General features: G+C 73.1%; 17 protein-coding genes. 12 read left to right on the forward strand and 5 right to left on the reverse strand.

The genetic code is table 11. The annotated features are described in order from the left end of the window. Positions 1–128: 128 nt before the first annotated feature. A complete protein-coding gene (eccD, locus tag AB0B57_RS21775; RefSeq protein ID WP_357072555.1) occupies positions 129–1,526 on the forward strand; it encodes a type VII secretion integral membrane protein EccD in 1,398 nt (465 codons plus the stop codon). A gap of 10 nt (positions 1,527–1,536) precedes the next feature. On the opposite strand, the gene AB0B57_RS21780 is transcribed toward eccD, so the two are convergent. Next, complete coding sequence (locus tag AB0B57_RS21780) at positions 1,537–2,724, reverse strand: type VII secretion protein EccE (RefSeq protein WP_357072558.1); 1,188 nt, start codon at positions 2,722–2,724, stop codon at positions 1,537–1,539. Positions 2,725–2,885: 161 nt separating this feature from the next. Between AB0B57_RS21780 and eccB the strand changes: the two genes are divergently transcribed. The 8 genes from eccB to AB0B57_RS21820 all read left to right on the forward strand — a co-directional run bounded on the left by eccB (position 2,886) and on the right by AB0B57_RS21820 (position 9,389). Continuing rightward, positions 2,886–4,400, forward strand: a complete 1,515-nt coding sequence (gene eccB, locus AB0B57_RS21785) for a type VII secretion protein EccB (protein ID WP_357072561.1) — start codon at positions 2,886–2,888, stop codon at positions 4,398–4,400. An 88-nt stretch (positions 4,401–4,488) separates the two neighbouring features. Beyond that, the gene (locus tag AB0B57_RS21790) at positions 4,489–4,857 is read left to right on the forward strand and encodes a hypothetical protein (protein ID WP_357072564.1); all 369 of its coding nucleotides are present in this window, start codon (positions 4,489–4,491) and stop codon (positions 4,855–4,857) included. After that, on the forward strand, positions 4,850–6,115 hold the full coding sequence (locus tag AB0B57_RS21795; RefSeq protein WP_357072567.1) for a WXG100 family type VII secretion target: 1,266 nt from the start codon (positions 4,850–4,852) through the stop codon (positions 6,113–6,115). Before AB0B57_RS21790 ends, AB0B57_RS21795 begins: the two co-directional genes overlap by 8 nt. A gap of 206 nt (positions 6,116–6,321) precedes the next feature. After that, positions 6,322–6,684: a hypothetical protein gene (locus AB0B57_RS21800; protein WP_357072570.1), complete on the forward strand. Its 363-nt coding sequence runs from the start codon at positions 6,322–6,324 to the stop codon at positions 6,682–6,684. Positions 6,685–6,838: 154 nt separating this feature from the next. Further along, entirely contained in the window at positions 6,839–7,636 is a 798-nt protein-coding gene (locus AB0B57_RS21805) for a hypothetical protein (RefSeq protein WP_357072573.1), read from the forward strand. 131 nt (positions 7,637–7,767) lie between these two features. Beyond that, complete coding sequence (locus tag AB0B57_RS21810; protein WP_357072576.1) at positions 7,768–8,109, forward strand: YkvA family protein; 342 nt, start codon at positions 7,768–7,770, stop codon at positions 8,107–8,109. Positions 8,110–8,140: 31 nt separating this feature from the next. Beyond that, a complete protein-coding gene (locus AB0B57_RS21815; protein ID WP_357072578.1) occupies positions 8,141–8,548 on the forward strand; it encodes a TIGR03618 family F420-dependent PPOX class oxidoreductase in 408 nt (135 codons plus the stop codon). A 196-nt stretch (positions 8,549–8,744) separates the two neighbouring features. Continuing rightward, positions 8,745–9,389, forward strand: coding sequence for a C39 family peptidase (locus AB0B57_RS21820; RefSeq protein ID WP_357072581.1), 645 nt, complete (start codon positions 8,745–8,747; stop codon positions 9,387–9,389). Positions 9,390–9,399: 10 nt separating this feature from the next. Here the strand turns inward: AB0B57_RS21820 and AB0B57_RS21825 are convergent, their stop codons facing one another. Then, positions 9,400–10,809, reverse strand: coding sequence for an FUSC family protein (locus AB0B57_RS21825; protein WP_357072584.1), 1,410 nt, complete (start codon positions 10,807–10,809; stop codon positions 9,400–9,402). Positions 10,810–10,887: 78 nt separating this feature from the next. On the opposite strand from AB0B57_RS21825, the gene AB0B57_RS21830 reads away from it, so the two are divergent. Beyond that, positions 10,888–11,493, forward strand: coding sequence for a hemerythrin domain-containing protein (locus tag AB0B57_RS21830; protein WP_357072587.1), 606 nt, complete (start codon positions 10,888–10,890; stop codon positions 11,491–11,493). 119 nt (positions 11,494–11,612) lie between these two features. Continuing rightward, positions 11,613–12,716, forward strand: a complete 1,104-nt coding sequence (locus tag AB0B57_RS21835) for an AI-2E family transporter (RefSeq protein ID WP_357072590.1) — start codon at positions 11,613–11,615, stop codon at positions 12,714–12,716. Between the two features lie 3 nt (positions 12,717–12,719). Here AB0B57_RS21835 and AB0B57_RS21840 read toward each other — a convergent pair whose 3' ends face one another. Further along, positions 12,720–13,370, reverse strand: a complete 651-nt coding sequence (locus AB0B57_RS21840; protein ID WP_357072593.1) for a dienelactone hydrolase family protein — start codon at positions 13,368–13,370, stop codon at positions 12,720–12,722. 170 nt (positions 13,371–13,540) lie between these two features. Between AB0B57_RS21840 and AB0B57_RS21845 the strand changes: the two genes are divergently transcribed. Continuing rightward, the gene (locus AB0B57_RS21845; RefSeq protein ID WP_357072596.1) at positions 13,541–13,735 is read left to right on the forward strand and encodes a hypothetical protein; all 195 of its coding nucleotides are present in this window, start codon (positions 13,541–13,543) and stop codon (positions 13,733–13,735) included. Between the two features lie 76 nt (positions 13,736–13,811). On the opposite strand, the gene AB0B57_RS21850 is transcribed toward AB0B57_RS21845, so the two are convergent. Next, positions 13,812–16,190, reverse strand: a complete 2,379-nt coding sequence (locus tag AB0B57_RS21850) for a glycosyl hydrolase family 65 protein (protein WP_357072599.1) — start codon at positions 16,188–16,190, stop codon at positions 13,812–13,814. Next, positions 16,187–16,993: a beta-phosphoglucomutase family hydrolase gene (locus AB0B57_RS21855; protein ID WP_357072602.1), complete on the reverse strand. Its 807-nt coding sequence runs from the start codon at positions 16,991–16,993 to the stop codon at positions 16,187–16,189. Before AB0B57_RS21855 ends, AB0B57_RS21850 begins: the two co-directional genes overlap by 4 nt. Positions 16,994–17,005: the final 12 nt, after the last annotated feature.

The raw sequence follows: 17,005 nt of genomic DNA on the forward strand, positions 1-17,005 counted from the left end.
GCCGCGGGCCGGAGCCCGCGGGTGGGCATCGTACGTGCCCGCCATCGTAGGTAATCTGCCGTGGGCGCGGTGGTCCCGGAGCGCGGCATCGCGGCCTGCCGAGCACCGACGCACACCTGGAGGCCACTGTGGCGACGAAGACGGCGACCGGTGGGCTGAGCCGGATCACCATCGTGGCTCCGCGTACCCGGATGGACCTGGCCCTGCCGTCGGACGTGCCGATGGCCGACCTGCTCCCCACCCTGCTGCTCTACGCCGGCGAGGACATGGCCGACGAGGGCGCGCGGCACGGCGGTTGGGCACTGTCCAGGTTGGGTGGCGCGCCGCTGGACGGTGGTCGTACCGCAGCGCAGCTCAGTGTCCGCGACGGTGAGGTGCTCTACTTCAACCCCCGGTCCGCGGCCGCCCCGGAGATCGTCTTCGACGACGTGGTGGATGCCGTCGCCACCGCGACCAACCAACGCCCCGGTGCCTGGCAGGTCGGCGCGACCCGGTCCTTCGCGGTGGTGTTCGCGGCGTCGGCGCTCGGCGCCGGTGCGCTCGCCGCGCTCTTCGCCGGCCCGCCACACCTGCCCGGCGCGCTGGCCGCCCTGCTGGTGGCGGTGGCGTTGCTGGTCGGCTCGGCGGTGCTGTCCCGGGCCGCCGGGGACAGCCGCACCGGCGCGGTGCTGGCCATGGTCGCCCTGGGGTACGCCGCCGTCGGTGGCCTGTTGCTGCTCGCCGGCGATCGGCCACTCACCGAGTTGGCCAGCCCGCACGTCCTGCTCGCGGCGACCGCGGCGGTGGTGGCCGGTGCGGTCGCCGTGCTGGCGGTCGGCGACCGTTATCCGCTCTTCTTCGCCGCGATCGGGGTGGGGGCCGCGACCGGTTTTGGCGCGTTGCTCTGCCTGGTCCTCGATCTCGACGCGCCGGCCTCCGCCGCGGTGGTGGCTGCTGTCGCGTTCGCCGTGGTGCCGGCACTGCCGATGGCTGCCTACCGGCTGGCGCGCCTGCCGGTGCCCTCGATCCCGACGGGTCCGGAGGATCTGAAGACCGACAGCGAGTCGGTCGACGGTCGGCAGGTGCTCCAGCGCAGCGAACGGGCCGACCAGTTCATGACCGGTCTGTTGTGGACCGTCTCGGTGCTGGTGCTGGGCGCGCAGTTCGTGCTCGCCCTGGACGGGCGGGTGTCGGCGGTGCTGCTGTGTCTGGTGCTGGCCCTGCTGTCGCTGCTGCGGGCCCGCCCGTTGCTGGGCCGCGCCCAGCGCACCCCCGTGCTGCTGGCCGGCACCGTGGGGCTGGGTCTGGCCGCCGCGGCCACCTTCGCCGGCGGGTCGCTGCCGGTCCGGCTCGGCCTGATCCTCGGCGGGCTGGTGTTGGCCGCCGTGGTCAGCCTGATCTACGGCCTGACCGTCGCCGGCAAGCGCATCTCGCCGGTCTGGGGTCGGCTGCTCGACATCGCCGAGATCATGCTGATCATCTCGCTGGTCCCGCTCGCCTTCTGGGTCTGCGGCCTCTACGGCTGGATCGTCAACCTCCGGCCCTGACCGCCCCCGGTCAGCGCTGTTGCGGACGGGTGGTGGCGCCCAGCGCCGACGCGACGGGAGCGGTGGCGTAGACGCCCGGTCCGTGCTGACCGTCCATGGGCCGGGTGGACGTGCCGGTGCGTTGCGCGATGTCCCGGACGACCTTGACCAGCGCCTCCACGTGGTTGTCCATCGCCGCGACCCGCAGCAGCGGCGACGCCACCCGACCGTCCGCCGACACCGTCGTGGCCACCGTGTGCGACGGCGCCGAGGTCGCGGTGATCGCGTCCACCAGCGGGCCGAGCGGCACGTCCGTCCGGCCACGCAGCACCAGGCAACGGTGGGTCCAGCCGCCGCCGCGCAGCCCCTGCCAGGTCTCCGCCGGCACCTCCGGCCCCAGGTCCAGGCCGGCGGCCGAGACGATGGCCGCGCGCAGCTCGTCCCGGGTGAGCGGCCGATGGGTCAGACCCGCCGAGGTCAGCGCCTTACCCAACCGACCGATCCCGGCGGCCACCGTCCGGTGCACGCCGGCAAGCCCGCCGCCCCGGCTCACCGCCTCCGCCCGCGCGTCGGCGACGGTCAGCCGCAGCGCCACCCAGACGGTCCGGTGTGCCGCCGGCGGAGCACCGGGCGCCGGATACCAGACCAGGGTGTGTGCGACCACCTGGGTACGCGACACCGGGGCACTGAAGTCCGCGAGCACGCGCACCACCTCGTCCACGGTGGACGCACCCACCGAACCCGCGGTCGCACCGCCGGTGGGCTGGAGCGCGACCGCCGCGAACCAGCCCTCGTCGTCGCGCCCGATGCCGAGCCGGGTGCCGCGGTCGGTCAACTCGATCACGCTCAGCTCGGGGGCGAGCGCGGCCAACCGCGGGTCGCCGGCCGTGCCGCCGCCCAGCGCGGCCGACGCGCGCTCGCCGCGCCGCCGCAACCGCCCGCGCAGCAGCAGGTCCTCGAACCACCAGAGGCCTCCTCGGCGGGCGAAGGTCGCGGCGAGGATCAGCACCGCCACACCGGTCGTCACGCCGAGCAGCCAGCTGGGCCCGGCCGACGCGGCCCACACGCCGACCACGCACAGCTCCAGCACGACGAGCTGCCCGACGAGCACCGGACCGACGCGTCCACGGCCGGGTCGGTCGATCGGCGGCGTCGGTCGCGTCGCCCCGTCGGACGGGGCCGTGGCCGCTCGGGCGGGTCGCGCCTGAACCTGCGTCATCGCTGACTGTCCCTCCTGCACGGTACGGCTGGGCGCCGGGTCGGTCCGGTGCCGGCCACGAACGGTGGTCCCGACGAACCTCCGCCGGCCCCTTATCGTAGGGAAGCCCGCGACGGCACCCCGACCTGATCGTCGCGGATCCACCCCGCCGGAGGTAAGTCATGCGGACCCGCCGCGATCAGGTGCAGGCGTACCGCTTCGTCACCCGCCGGATCGTCTCCGCGCTGCTGTCGGGCGACCCGGAGACCACCAACCTGCCGATGCGACGGCTCGGCATGGCCGTCTTCGGCAGTGTCATCACCGCGGCCGTCGTGCTGGGTGGGGTTGGTGCCTACGGCCAGTTCACCGGTGGCACCGCGCCACTGAACGACCAGACCCTGGTCATCGAACGGGAGACCGGCGCGACGTACGTGTTCCTGAACGGGCGGCTGCATCCGACGCTCAACTACACCTCGGCCCGCCTGGTGCTGAACAAGCCGGATACGGCGGCGCGGACGATGTCCCAGGCCGCACTGCGGGACCGGCCGCGCGGGCTCACCCTCGGCATCGTCGGGGCACCGGACGCCCTGCCGGACCGCAAGTCGCTGACCGGCCTGCCCTGGTCGGTCTGCGACGTGCCCGACCCGGTCGACCCCGCGCGCTCCAGCACCAAGGTGGTGATCGACCGTGCGCTGCCCGGCGGCGTGCCGCTGGGTGACCGTTCGGTGCTTGTCGAGGTGGACGGGCAGCGGTACCTGCTCGCCAACAACACCCGTCTCCAGGTGCTCGACGGGGACCCGACGATCACGGCGCTGAAGATGTCCCGCGCCACCCCGCTACGGGTCGGTCAGCAACTGCTCAACGCCGTGCCGGCCGGGCCACCGCTGCGCAAGCCGGCACTGCCCGGCGAGGGTGAGAGCAGCGTACGCAGGGTGGCCGGCCGACCGGCAGTCATCGGTCAGGTGTTCAGCGCCGCCGGGCAGCACTACGTGCTGACCCGGGAGGGTCTCGCCCCGGTCAGTGAGATCACCGCTCTGCTGATGGTTCGGGGCGGTGGCCAGATCACCGACATCACCCCGGACCAGGCCGGCGATCTCTACGTCGAGCAGCGGGTGGACGACGAGGGGCTGCCGGCGACGCTGCCCGCGGTCTACCCGTCCAGGCCCGGTCAGACCGCGCTCTGCGCGACGTACCGGGCGGGCAGCGCGGGCGGCCCGCCGACCACCACCCTGGAAGTCTTCGACCGGGCGCCGGCCGAGCTGACCACGAGCGATCCGGGCCCGGTGCCGGTGCCCCAGACCAGGCGGGACGCCGTACGCACCGCCGAGGCGGTGCTGCTGCCCGGCGGCAAGGGCGTCATCGCGCAGGCCTCGCCCGGTGCCGGGACCAGCGGATCCGGTGCCGCCGGGTCGACGATCTACCTGATCAGCCCGCAGGGCATCCGGTACCCGCTCGGCTCGGCGGAGACCCTGGCCGTGCTCGGCTACGGCGGGGTCACCCCGCTCGCGGTGCCCGGCTCGCTGCTCGCACTGATCCCGACCGGGCCCACCCTGACCCAGGAGGACGCGATGGCCGTCTTCTCGCCCGACGCGCCGGCACCGGCCGCACCGCCGGCAGCCGCACCTCCGCCGCCCGTCCCACCGGCCGGCGGGGCGGGCGGTGGGATGCCCGTGGGATCGATTGGTGCCGACGGCTGAGCAGCCGCGACGGGTCGCACCGAATCGCGGCGGTGCACTAACCTGAACGTCGCTGACGGTTGTCAACCAGAACGACGGGGATGTTGCCATGACCGGGCGTACGGAAGTCGACCTGCTGTCCCTTGAGGACTTTCACCAGCACCTCGCGTCGCGGTTGAGTCAGGTCGAGACGGTGCTGCGCAAGCTCAACTCCGAGATGCAGTGCCGCCCGCCGGCATTGGGTGCTTTCTTCGACGCCACCGACAAGGCGCGTCGCTACACCGAGGTCCACCAGTCCTATGTCGACCAGGCCGAGCGGATCCGGCAGGCGGTGCTGGCCGCGCAGCAGGCGACGAGCACGATCCTGACCAACTACCGCACCGCCGAGGCGCGTAACGCCGCCAACGCCACCGACGTGACCGCCGCGCTGTCCGGGGTCGATCGGGCGTTGCAGCCGAAGGAGAACGGCCGTGTCTGAGTACACCCAGCGCTACCAGGGCAGCAGCCACCAGCAGCTGTACGACGGCGTGATGGCCGGCAAGCCGGAGCAGATCGAGGGCGTTGCCGCCCAGTGGGCCGAGCTCAAGGGGGTCCTCGACGGTCTCGGCCGGGAGTTGAGCGGCGACCTGGAGAAGCTCGGCAACACCTGGACCGGCTCGGCGGGCCGGGAGTTCCACCGGCGACTCAGCCTGATCGTCGCCCACTCCGACGCGTTGGGCGAGGGGATGGCGGGCATCAAGCAGGGGCTGACCATGATGGCCGAGCACCTGCGCAGCGCCCACAAGCAGGCCGAGAGCCCCGAGGAGACCGACGACAACGACAAGGCCATCTCCGGCACGGTCAAGGGCGCCGTCACCTTCGGTCTGCCCGGTGCGATGGTCATGGGCGTCCTGGGTCACCAGCAGGACAAGCAGGAGCAGGAGAAGGCCCACCAGCGGATGGTCAACCTGGTGGCCGAGTTGGCCAGCGGCTACGAGATCTCCGCGTACGACCGGGTGGTCGACCCACCGCTGCCCGACCCGGACACCCCGAACCGGATCAACACGGAGTCGACGACGCCGCAGAGCGTCTCGGCCATCGCCAAGGCGAGCGCCGGGCCCGGCAGCAGCAACGTCAGCGCGCACACCGGCGACGCGACAGTCTCGAGGCTTGAGCGCGCCGCCCCACCACCTGGCGTCGGTGACGGCTCGGGCACCGGTGGCAGGCCCGCCGTGGCCACCGGGCCGCTCGGCGCTGTCAGCGAGTACGACTCCGGCGGCACCGTCCTCGCCGGTGCGGATCCGCTTGCCGGCGGCGCACTGCTGACCGGGGGTGCCGCCGCCGGGCTGGCCGGCCTGGCCGGGTCGGCCACGGTGCCGGCCAGCGCGAGCGTCGGCCCCGGGCTGCTCTACGCCACGCCAGGCGGGGCACCGGCCGGCGGTGTGCTGCGCACCGCCGCGCTCGCCGGTTCGAGCGGCACGCCCACCACCTCGGCTCGTCCGCCCGGTGGTGCGCCCCCGGCCGAAGCCCGCTCCGCCAACGGCATCGGGCGCAGCATGGACGGCCAGCGTGGCGGCAGCGGCGGCCGGGCCGCAACGACCGGTGGCTCGGCCCGCAACGGTTCCGGGGTGCTCGGCGGGCGGGGCCGATCGGAGGACGACGACTCCGATGAGCGGCTGACCTGGTTGACCGAGGACGAGATGGTGTGGGGCGACGGCGCGGACGCCGCGCCGCCGGTGCTCGGCTCCGGCGGCTGACCACGACCCGCCGCGGGGCGACCACTCGCCAGCGGCGGCACCACCCGAACGACGCGCGGTGCCCCCGACCGGACCGGATCCGGCCGGGGGCACCGCCGTTTCCGGTGTCGATCGTCGTCGTCCACAGTGTGCGGGGTGGTGGCTGTCACCCCGGATCGAGCCGTCGCCGTGCTGCGACACGTCGGGGCAGGCGATAGGTTGGTCGGGTGTCGTCCGCAGTGTTCGTCCGCCCGGCCCGCTGGGCTGTGCTGCGGTCACTGCGTGAGCTGACCCGGCTGGCGATCACCGCGCTGGTGCTCGCGGTCGGCCTGGGCGGCGCCCTCGCCACCACCCCACCGCCCGCCTCGACGCAGCTGCGGCCCAGTGCCGTGAGCAGCCGGGTGGCAAGTGTCCGACCCGATGCCACACCGGTCACCGAGCGGTCGGCGGCGCAGCCCGCTGCCGCCCGACCGGCTGGCCCGGTCGACACCGCCGCACCGGCCGGGCCGATCGTCCAGGGCCCGGGTCACGCGCCGGCCCTCGATCCCGGCCGTGGCGTTCCCGCGCGACGCGGCCCACCCACCCGCTGATCCTGGCCCGGCACACTCCGGGGCCCGGTCCGGGTAATCCGTCGCGGCGGCTGAGTCGCCCCCGACGGGTCTGACCCCGTCACCCGGCCGACCGGTGTTCCTCGGGCTCCTCTGCCACCCGTCGATACCCGCCTTCGACCGCGAGGTGCTGATCATGCAATCCATCCTTTCCGCCGCCCTCCCCGACCTCTCCCGGGCCGCCGCCATCTGGCTGAGCCTGCTCGGCGTGGTCGGCGTCGCTGTCTCCGCTCTCCTGCTACGGCCCGGCCGACTCCGCTTCGACCCGGGTGCCCGGATCCGCCGCGCGGCCATGCCGAGCCAACTTGAGCAGGCGCAGGAGGAGCGGGAGCAGAGCCGCTACGCGCAGGAGGTCGGGGTGGCCGCCGCCCGGGCGACCACCACCGCCCAGCGCCGTCGCACGGAGTGGGTGGCCGCCCAGGAGGCGGTCGAGACAGCCTGGGAGGCGGCCGAGGCGGCCGAGGCGGCCGTCCGGCGACTCGGTGCGGCAGCCGCCATGCCACTGCCGCAGACCGCCCGCACCCCCGCCGAGTACGCGGACCGCGAGCGCTACCTGCACCGTGCCGCGCTGGACGCGTACTGGCGGCGGGAGCTGTCGGTGGAGCAGCTCAGCGAGGTCTTCGCGCACCGCGACGGCTGGGATCCACGGCTGCACCCGGTCGCGCAGGAACTGGTGCTCCGGCGGGCGATCCGGGACAATCTGGCGGCCCGGCACGCCGCGGCCCGGGAGCAGGAGCAGGTTGCCTGGCGGGCGGCGGAGTTGGCCGTCGCGGCGGCCCGCAGCCTGCGCGAGGAGGCCCACGCCGCCACCGGGCGCCGGGTGGCGGAGTCGGCGTCGGTGCTGCCGCTCAGCGAGGTTGCCAGGCCGTCGGTCGAGCAGACCCGGGAAAACAAGGTGACCGCCCGCGGCCGCGCAGCGGTCCCCGCCTTCTGAGCCGCGCTGCGGTGCCCGCCTTCTGAGCCGCGCAGCGGTCCCCGCCTTCTGAGCCGCGCGGCGGCGTGCTGAGCCGCGTGGCGGTGCCCGCGTTCTGAGCCGCCCGACTCCGGGTGGGTTAGCGTGACGGCATGTCCCGACAGGCGTGGGTCCTCGTGGTGATCGTCGGCATCCTTGCGATCGCCACACTTGTCGGTGCCGTGGTGCTGGCGGTGCGGGTGGTGCGTACGCGACGGATGCTGACCGGGCTCGGCGCGGGCGGCAAGGTCGCCTTCTACGGGGCACTGATCTACACGATCTTCCCGGTGGACGTGCTGCCGGACCCGATCTACCTGGATGACATGGGCGTCCTGGCCGCCGCGCTGATCTACCTCACCCGGCTGGTGCACCAGCGCCGGGCGGCCGGCCGCCAACTGCCCGGCCAGCCGGATTCCCCACCGGATCCCGATCGCGTCCGCCGCCGCGTGCCATGATCGGGGTCGCTTCGGTGAACAGGGGACGGGCATGGCGGGCGATCATCGGTTGGACGTGCACGACGAGCGCGTTGTCGCCTTCTGTGCGGAACGGCATCTCGCCACGCTGACCACGATTCGGGCGGACGGCACCCCGCACGTCGTACCGGTCGGGGTGACCCTCGACCCGGCGGCCGGGCTGGCCCGGGTCATCACCTCCGGCGACTCCCGCAAGGCCCGGCAGGTGGCCGCCGCCGGTGCGGCGGGCGCGGCGGTGGCGGTGTGCCACGTGGATGGCCGCCGCTGGCTGACCATCGAGGGCCGGGCGGTGCTGCGGTCGGATCGGGCCGCCGTGGCCGAGGCCGAGCGCCGCTACGCCGAGCGGTATCGGACCCCGCGTCCGAATCCGGACCGGGTCGTCATCGAGATCACCGTCACCGGGCTGCTCGGCAGCCTCTGACTCCGGCTCAGGAGCCGACAACTTCGGGATCTTGCCGGCGCCGGAATGCCGGCCATCGCCGACCCGTTACGCATCCGGTACGCCCACGGCCGCCACCGGCCGCCGGTCGTCGCCCACCGCTGAGCCGAGCGCCATTCCCGGTGCTGCTGCCCTCCGCCGGTCGGAGGCGCACCAACCCCCGAACGGAGACTCGATCATGAACCCGATCGTCCAGAAGAGCGGTTTGTCCGTCGTCGGCATGCTTGTCGCCGGCGGTTGCGCCCTCGGCCCGGCGGTAGCCGCGCAGGCCGCACCCCCGCAGACCGCCCCGACGTCGTCGAGCCAGACTGATCGGTCCGCCGAGCGGATCCTCAGCATCGACTACCAGGCCCAGCCGAACTTCTTCTACTGCGGCCCCGCCGCGACGCGGATCGCGCTGTCCGCCCAGGGCAAGGCGCTCTCCCAGGACGCGGTGGCCAAACTGCTGGGCACCACCGAGGCGGGCACCCCGTCGGCCCTGGACACCACGCGGGTCCTGAACGAACTGACCGGCGGCAAGTACCGGACCACCGAGATCCGTGACGCGGTGGCCCGTCCCGACCAGGTCGAGCAGCTCCGCCGGGACGTGGTGGCCGCGGTGGACGCCGGTCGACCGGTGGTGGCGAACATCATGGGCACCACCGTGGACACCGACGGCAACCCGCACTCGTACGAGGGCGGCCACTACCTGACCCTCGTCGGTTACCGCGACGGCGGCGACACCCTCCGGGTCGCCGACCCGGCCGAGCCGGCGCTGGGCGAGTACTGGATGAGCCTGCCGAAGGTCGCCAACTGGATCGCCGAGCGCGGCTACTCCTCCTGACTCAGCCAGCTCACCGGGCCGGTCTCTCCCTCGCGGGGAGGCCGGCTAGGCCCTCGTTGCGCATCCGGGCGGCCAGGTGCGCACGCCGACGAAACCGGGCGGCGCGCGTCGGACGGATCCGCCGCAGTTGTCGATGGACCGGTGGGTGGACCTCGGCCTCGCCGGCACCGGCCGCCCGGCGCACGATCCGATTGGCGTCGTCGGGTTCACAGCCGGCCGCCCGGAGCAGGTCGCTGGCCGAGGTACGCAGCCCGGTGACGATTGCCTCGCCGAACGACTTGACCCCGCTCGCGGCGGCCCGCCCGGCCAACTCGGCGCACTGCTCGACCAACCGGCGGGTGTGTTGGGGGTACTCACCGGCCCGGCACTCCGTCCGCATCGCCGCCACCGCCTGACCCAGTCGGCCCATCGCGTCCGGCAACTCCGGTGGGATCGGCTCGTCGTACTGCAACGCGGTCGTCGACCAGCGGGCCAACCCGCGGCTGTCCAGCAGCAGCCGCTCCAGGTGGTCCGCGGTACGGGCGTACTGGTGGTACTGCTGTCGGCGGTGCCAGCGGACCGGCGCGATCGTCACCACCTCCTCGGCGCCGCTGAGCGCGTCGTGCAGCCGGCTCAGGTCGTCGTCGGTGTCCCGCAGCCGCTCCAGGACACCCATCGTCCGCTTGCCGTCACGCGTCCGCATCGCCTGCGCCAGCTCGTCGAGATGCCCGCAGAGAGTCGCGTAGATCGGCGCCGCGGCCCGGTCCAGCACGCGCATCGGGTTGATCGGCAACAGCAGTGCGACCACCACCAGGCCGACACCCCCGCCGACCAGCGCGTCGAAGATCCGGGGCAGCTCCAGGCCTCGCTCCATCGGGGCCAGCGTGGCGATCAGCACCGCGGTACCGCCGGCCTGACCGACGAGCGGTCCGCCCTTCCCGGCCACCAGCAGCGCGGCGGCGATGGCCAGCGCGACCACCACGCCGGTCTGCCACGGGCCGGAGCCGAGGAGGTACCGCAGCGTGTCGCCGATGATGATGCCCAGGGCCACTCCGGCCAGCAACGCGAAGGTCCGGCGGGCTCGCTGACCGATGGCGGTGGCGATCGTTCCGACGGCGGCGGCGGGAGCGAAGACGTGCGCGCCGGGGCCGAGCAGATTCTTGGCGAGCAGGGCGGCGATCGCCGCGGCCAACCCGGCCTGCAGCGAGATCACCAGGGTGACCTCCCACTGCCGGGCCCGGATCCGGCCGGCCTGCCCGCCGCGGTGCCGGGCCCGCCGGACCGCCCGGCCGCTCCGCTCGGCGGCGTCGTCGAGCCGCGACTGTTCGCGGTCGGCGGTTGGGCGGTCGTCGGCCATGGCGGCGGTTACCCCGACGACGACACGGCAACCGTGCCGGTCGGTCACCACCGGCACCACCAACCCCGTGCGACCCATCGTCATCGGTGGGTTTGTGCAGCCCCGTGGGGGTACCAGGGCCACACACCTCCCACCGATCCGCAACCGGTAAGGGGCCGTCAGATGAGTAACCGAGAGACCGCCGACGACCACGACGTCGTCGACATCCTGGTCGCCGACCATCGTGAGGTCGAGACACTCCTGGTCGAGTTGGAGACCCGGCAGGGCCCCCCCGAGCACCGCCGCCGTCTCGCCGACGTGGTGATCGCCGAGCTCGTCCGCCACTCGGTGGCCGAGGAGGCGTACGTCTATCCGATCGCGCGCAAGGCGCTGCCCGACGGTGACGAGATCGCCGACCGGGAGATCTCCGAGCACGCCGACGCCGAGCGGACCATGAAGGAGTGGGAGTCCGTCGACCCGTCCGACCCCCGCTTCGACGAACTCCTCGCCCACCTGGCCGACACCATCCGCCAGCACGTACGGGAGGAGGAGAACGAACTCTTCCCCCGACTGCGCGCCGCGACGGCCCGGGAGGAGCTGATCGACGCGGCCGGCAAGGTGCTGACGGTCAAGCGGGTCGGCCCCACCCGGCCCCATCCGAGCACACCGGACCATCCCCCGGCGAACAGGCTGCTCGCCCCCGGCATCGGGCTGGTCGACCGGATACGCGACGCGTTGGGCGGCCGGCCCAACTCGGTGGACGAGCTCCGCGAGAAGCAACAGCACTAAGTCCTGTTTCATAAGAACTTGCCGGCGTACGATCCGCGCGGGCAGCGGCAGCGCACCGGTACGGGTGTCAGCACGTCACCGGTTGGGTACCGACCTCGCCGAGATCGAGGAGGACCGACATGGCGACAGAGGGACCCGACGCGACAACCGGCGGCTCCGGGCCACGCCAGACCTGGGCGGCACTGCCCTGGCTGGTCCGGACCGCGGTGTCGTGGAGCGCCTGCCTGGTGGTGGTGATCGCCGGTCTCTATCTGCTGGGCCGGATCGCCGTCCTGCTGGCGCCGCTGGCCATCGCGCTGGCCGCCACCATCTTCCTCACCGCGCTGCTCGACCCGGTGCTGCTCCTGCTGCGTCGGCTGCGTCTGCCGGCGGCGCTGGCCGCGCTGTGCACCGTACTGCTGCTGCTCGGCATCCTGGTCGGTGTCGGCGCCCTGGTGTGGAACCTGACCGCCAGTCAGTTCGACCAGCTCAGCCAGGAGCTGACGCAGGGGGTGGAGCGCAGCCGCGACTTCGTGACGTCCACCCTGCCGGTCAGCGAGGCACAACTGGATCGTCTTGTTGACCAGGCCCGGCAGGGGCTCAGCGGCAGCTCTCCGGACCCGGTCGCCGGTGCCCGGACCGCCACCGAGGTGTTCGGCTCCGCGCTGCTCGCCCTGGTGCTGCTCTTCTTCCTGCTCAAGGACGGCCGGTCGATGTGGCACTGGGTGCTGTCGCGGGTGTCCGGCACGACCCAGCCGGTGCTGGCCGAGGCCGGCCGGGCCGGTTGGCAGACGTTGGGTGCGTACAGCCGGGGCACCATGTTCATCGCCGCCATCGACGCGCTGGGCATCGGGTTGGCTCTGGTGGTGCTGCGGGTGCCGCTCGCCCTGCCGCTGGCGCTGATCACTTTCCTCGGCGGTTTCGTGCCGATCATCGGAGCGACGGTGGCCGGCGCGGTCGCCGTGTTGGTGGCGCTGGCCGCGAAGGGCCCCACCACCGCACTGCTCACCCTGGCCGCCGTGATCGCCGTGCAGCAGATCGAGGGCAACCTGCTGGAGCCGCTGGTCATGAAGCGACAGGTCCGCCTGCACCCGGCGGTGATCCTGGTGGCGGTCACCGCCGGCACGCTGATCGCGGGGATAGCCGGCGCGTTCGTCAGCGTCCCGATCACCGCGGTCCTGTGGCGCGTCATCGACACCGTTCAACAGCGTCGCTCGGCCTCGGCCCTCACGTCCCCCGGGTGATCATCAGCGGAGGTGCGTGGTAAACCAGGCGCCGGCCTGGTCGGCGACCTGCTCCAGGGTGCCGGGCTCCTCGAAGAGGTGGGTGGCACCGGGGATCACCCGCAGCTCGCCGACCTCCCCCAACTCCGCCAGCGCCCGCTCGTTGAGCGTGATCACTTCCTCGTCCAGGCCGCCCACCAGCAGCAACGTCGGGGTACGCACCTGGGCCAGCGCGGCACCGGCGAGGTCCGGCCGGCCGCCCCGGCTGACCACGGCACCCACCCGATCCGCGCGGGACGACGCCGCCACCAGGGCGGCGGCGGCTCCCGTGCTGGCCCCGAACAGGCCGATCGGTACGGCGCCGGCGGGACGCTCGCCGGCCAACCAGTCGACGATCCCGGCCAACCGGCTGGCCAGCAACCCGATGTCGAACCGCAGCTCGGCGGTGCGGGCGTCCACCTCGTCCTCGCTCGGGCTGAGCAGGTCCACCAGCACCGTCGCGAGCCCGCGACCGTTCAGGGTGCGGGCCACCGCCACGTTGCGCGGGCTGTGCCGGGAGCTGCCGCTGCCGTGCGCGAAGAGCACCACACCGACCGGCTGAGCGGGCAGCATCAGGTCGGCGGGGAGCTGGGCGTCCCCGACCGGAATGGTCACCGTGCGGCGTTGCTCGTCCATGCCCACCTCCGAAGTGCTCGTTTGCCGCCGGGTTACCCCACCCACCGCACCGCACGCACCCGGACGACCCTCGCCGCCGGCCGCGTTTGCCGAAAAGACCGTCGGGTACGCGACGGGCGACCGCAGACCGTGTCGGCGCAACCGCGCCCCGACGGATCGCGAGGATCGCCATGGCCAAGCAGCAGATTTCCCGGCAGCAGCAACTGACCGAGCGGACCCAGCGGGAACAGGACGCCGAGCGCACCCAGGACGTCGGGGATCAGGACTTCGGGGACCAGGCCGCCTCGGCGCGGCTGCCCGACGATCCGAAGGCGGCGGCGCCCCGGGACGCGATCGGACGGCCGTCCACCGGCGAGCCGGTCTGATTGCCGGGACCGGCGAGCCGGTCGTGACGTGACGTAGCCGTGGCGGTCGGGGCGGGACCACATCCCGCCCCGACCGTCACTGCGCGTTCACGCGTTCGGGCAACCGCAGCAGCGGCGACCTGCCCGGTGGTTGCTCGGGCCGAGGGCCGGCCGGCTCGGCCGGCGGCACCGGCACCGTGACCGGTTCGTCGCAGGTCACCCGCAGCACCTGGTCGTGGTGGCGCAGCTCGACCACGTCGTCCGGGCCGCCGTGACGCAGTGAGTACGTGGTCTGGTGCGGCCGGACATCCACCCGCAGCGACAGCCCGCGCCACTGCAGCGAGAACTCCAGCCGGTTGAGTCGGCTGGAGAGCCGGGGCGCGAAGGACAGCTCGCCGTCGTGGTCCCGGAGCCCGCCGAGCCCGCTGACCAGGGCCAGCCAGGCGCCGGCCAACGACGCCATGTGCACGCCGTCGCGGGTGTTCTCGTTGAGGTCGTGCAGGTCCATCAGCGCGGCCTCGCGCAGGTAGGTGTGGGCCAGCTCGGGGTGACCCACCTCGGCGGCGAGCACCGCCTGGGTGCAGGCCGACAACGACGAGTCGCGGACGGTCCGGCGCTCGTAGTAGAGGAAGTTGCGGACCTTCTGCTCCGGGGTGAACGCGTCCCCGCGCCAGTGCATGGCGAGGACCAGGTCGGCCTGCTTGACCACCTGCTTGCGGTACAGCTCGAAGTACGGGTAGTGCAGCAGCAGCGGATACTTCTCCGCCGGCGTGTGCGTGAAGTCCCACTCCTGCAGGCGGGTGAAGCCCTCGACCTGCTGGTGCACGTCGAGCTCCTCGTCGTACGGAACGTGCATGGAGGTGGCGGCATCCCGCCAGCTCGCCGCCTCCTCGTCGGTGACCCCCAGGTGGAACGCCTCGTCCCGGTAACGCATCACCACGTCGGCGGCCGCGAGCAGGTTCCGTTGTGCCATCAGGTTGGTGTAGATGTTGTCGTTCTTCACGGCGGTGTACTCGTCCGGGCCGGTGACACCGTCGATGTGGAACTCGCCGTGCCGGTCGTGGTGGCCGATCGAGCGCCACAGCCGGGCGGTCTCCACCAACAGCTCCAGCCCGATCTCCTGCTCGAACTGGGTGTCCCCGGTGACCATCACGTAGCGGCGCGCGGCGTCGGCGATGTCGGCGGCGATGTGGAAGGCCGCCGTGCCCGCCGGCCAGTATCCGGAGGATTCCGGGCCCTCGATGGTCCGCCACGGGAACGCGGCACCCCGGAGGTTGAGCGTCTCGGCACGCTCCCGCGCCGAGTCCAGCGTGCTGTGCCGCCACTGCAACGCGCTGCGTACCGCGCTCGGCTGGGTGTAGGTCAGCACCGGCAGGACGAACATCTCGGTGTCCCAGAACGCGTGCCCGTCGTAGCCGGGACCGGTCAGCCCCTTCGCCGAGATTGGCCGCTGCTCGGCCCGCGCACCGGCCTGGAGCACGTGGAAGAGACCGAACCGGACCGCCTGCTGCACCTCCGGGTCACCCTCGACCAGCACGTCGGAGGCGTCCCAGAACGCGTCGAGGTAGTTGCGCTGCTCCCGGTGCAGCCCGTCCCAGCCGTCCAGCCGGGCGCCGGCCAGTGCCGCGCCGACCTGGTCGCGCAGCGCCGGCAGCGACCGCCGACTCGACCAGCTGTACGTCAGATACTTGATCACCCGTAGCTTCTCGCCGGGCTTGAGCACGCAGGCGATCGTGGTACGGACCCAGTCCTGGTAGCCCTCGGACTCGATGGTGGTGCGGTCCGGGCCGTGCACCTCGTGCTCCATCGCGGCGGCGACCCGCAGCCCGGAGACCTTGGTGCGGTGGATGAGCTGCCCCCCGTCCGGGGTGGTCAGCTCCTCCTCTGCCTGCAGGGGCGACTCCAGCACCGCCGCCACCCGGGGGTCCTTGCTCTGCGCCGGCAGCGACTCGTTGGCCACCAGCTCGGACTGCACGATCAGCCGGAGTGGGCCGTCGACGGCCTCCACCTCGTAGCTGATGGCGGCGACCGACCGCTGGGTGAACGAGACCAGGCGGGTGCTGCGGACCTTGACCTCCCGGCCGGCGGGCGAGCGCCAGTGCAGCTCCCGGTGCAGGGTGCCGGCCCGCAGGTCGAGGATCCGTTCGTGGGCCAGCAACTCCCCGTAGCGCACGTCGAGTGGTTCGTCGTCGACGAGCAGGCGGATCAGCTTGCCGTTCGTGACGTTGACGATCGTCTGCCCGGACTCGGGGAAGCCGTAGCCGGCCTCCGCGTACGGCAGTGGGCGCAACTCGTAGAACGAGTTGAGGTAGGTGCCGGGCAGGCCGTGCGGCTCACCCTCGTCGAGGTTGCCGCGCAGCCCGACGTGCCCGTTGGAGAGCGCGAAGACCGACTCGGACTGGGCCAGCACGTCCATGTCCAGCCGGGTCTCGCGGACGTGCCACGGCTCGACCGGATAGGCCCGTTCCCGGATCATGCGGGGCCCCCTTCGGTGCTCGGGTGCGGCGCGGCGGCGGTGCGTGCCGGTGCCGACGGATCGGCGGTGTCGAGCAGGTCGGCGAGGTCCCGCACCACGATGTCGGCACCGTGCGCGAGCAACTCGTCCGCCTGCCCGACCCGGTCCACGCCGACCACGTACCCGAAGCCGCCGGCACGGCCGGCGGCCACCCCGGAGAGCGCGTCCTCGAAGACGGCGGCCTGTGTCGGGTCCACGCCGAGCAACCGGGCACCGGCGAGGAAGGTATCCGGCTGTGGCTTTCCGCGTAGCCCCTGCGCCCGGGCGACCAGCCCGTCGACCCGGGCCTCCAGGAGTGGTTCGAGCCCCGCCGCGGCGACCACCTCGCCGCCGTTGGCGCTGGCGGTCACCACCGCCCGGCGCAGACCGGCGGTCGCTGCCGCCTGTAGGTACCGCACCGACCCCGGGTAGACCTCGACGCCGGAGTCGCGCAGGCGCTGGAGCAGCAGGACGTTCTTGCGGTTGCCCACGCCGTTGACGGTGTCGGCGTCCGGTGGGTCGTCCGGGGTGCCCTCGGGCAGCACGATGCCGCGGGAGGCGAGGAACGACCGGACGCCGTCGGCGCGGGGGCGGCCGTCGACGTAACGGTTGTAGTCCGGGCCGGGATCGAAGGGTTGGAACGGTTCGCCAGAAGCGGTGGCGCGCTGCCGGAGAAACTCGTCGAACGTCTGCGTCCAAGCGGCGTTGTGCACGCGGGCGGTCTGCGTCAGCACACCGTCCAGATCGAAGAGACAGGCGGTCACGTGAGCAGGTAGGCCCAGCACGGTACGAATCTA

This window comes from Micromonospora sp. NPDC049101 (assembly GCF_040648675.1).
Taxonomy (GTDB): Bacteria; Actinomycetota; Actinomycetes; order Mycobacteriales; family Micromonosporaceae; genus Micromonospora.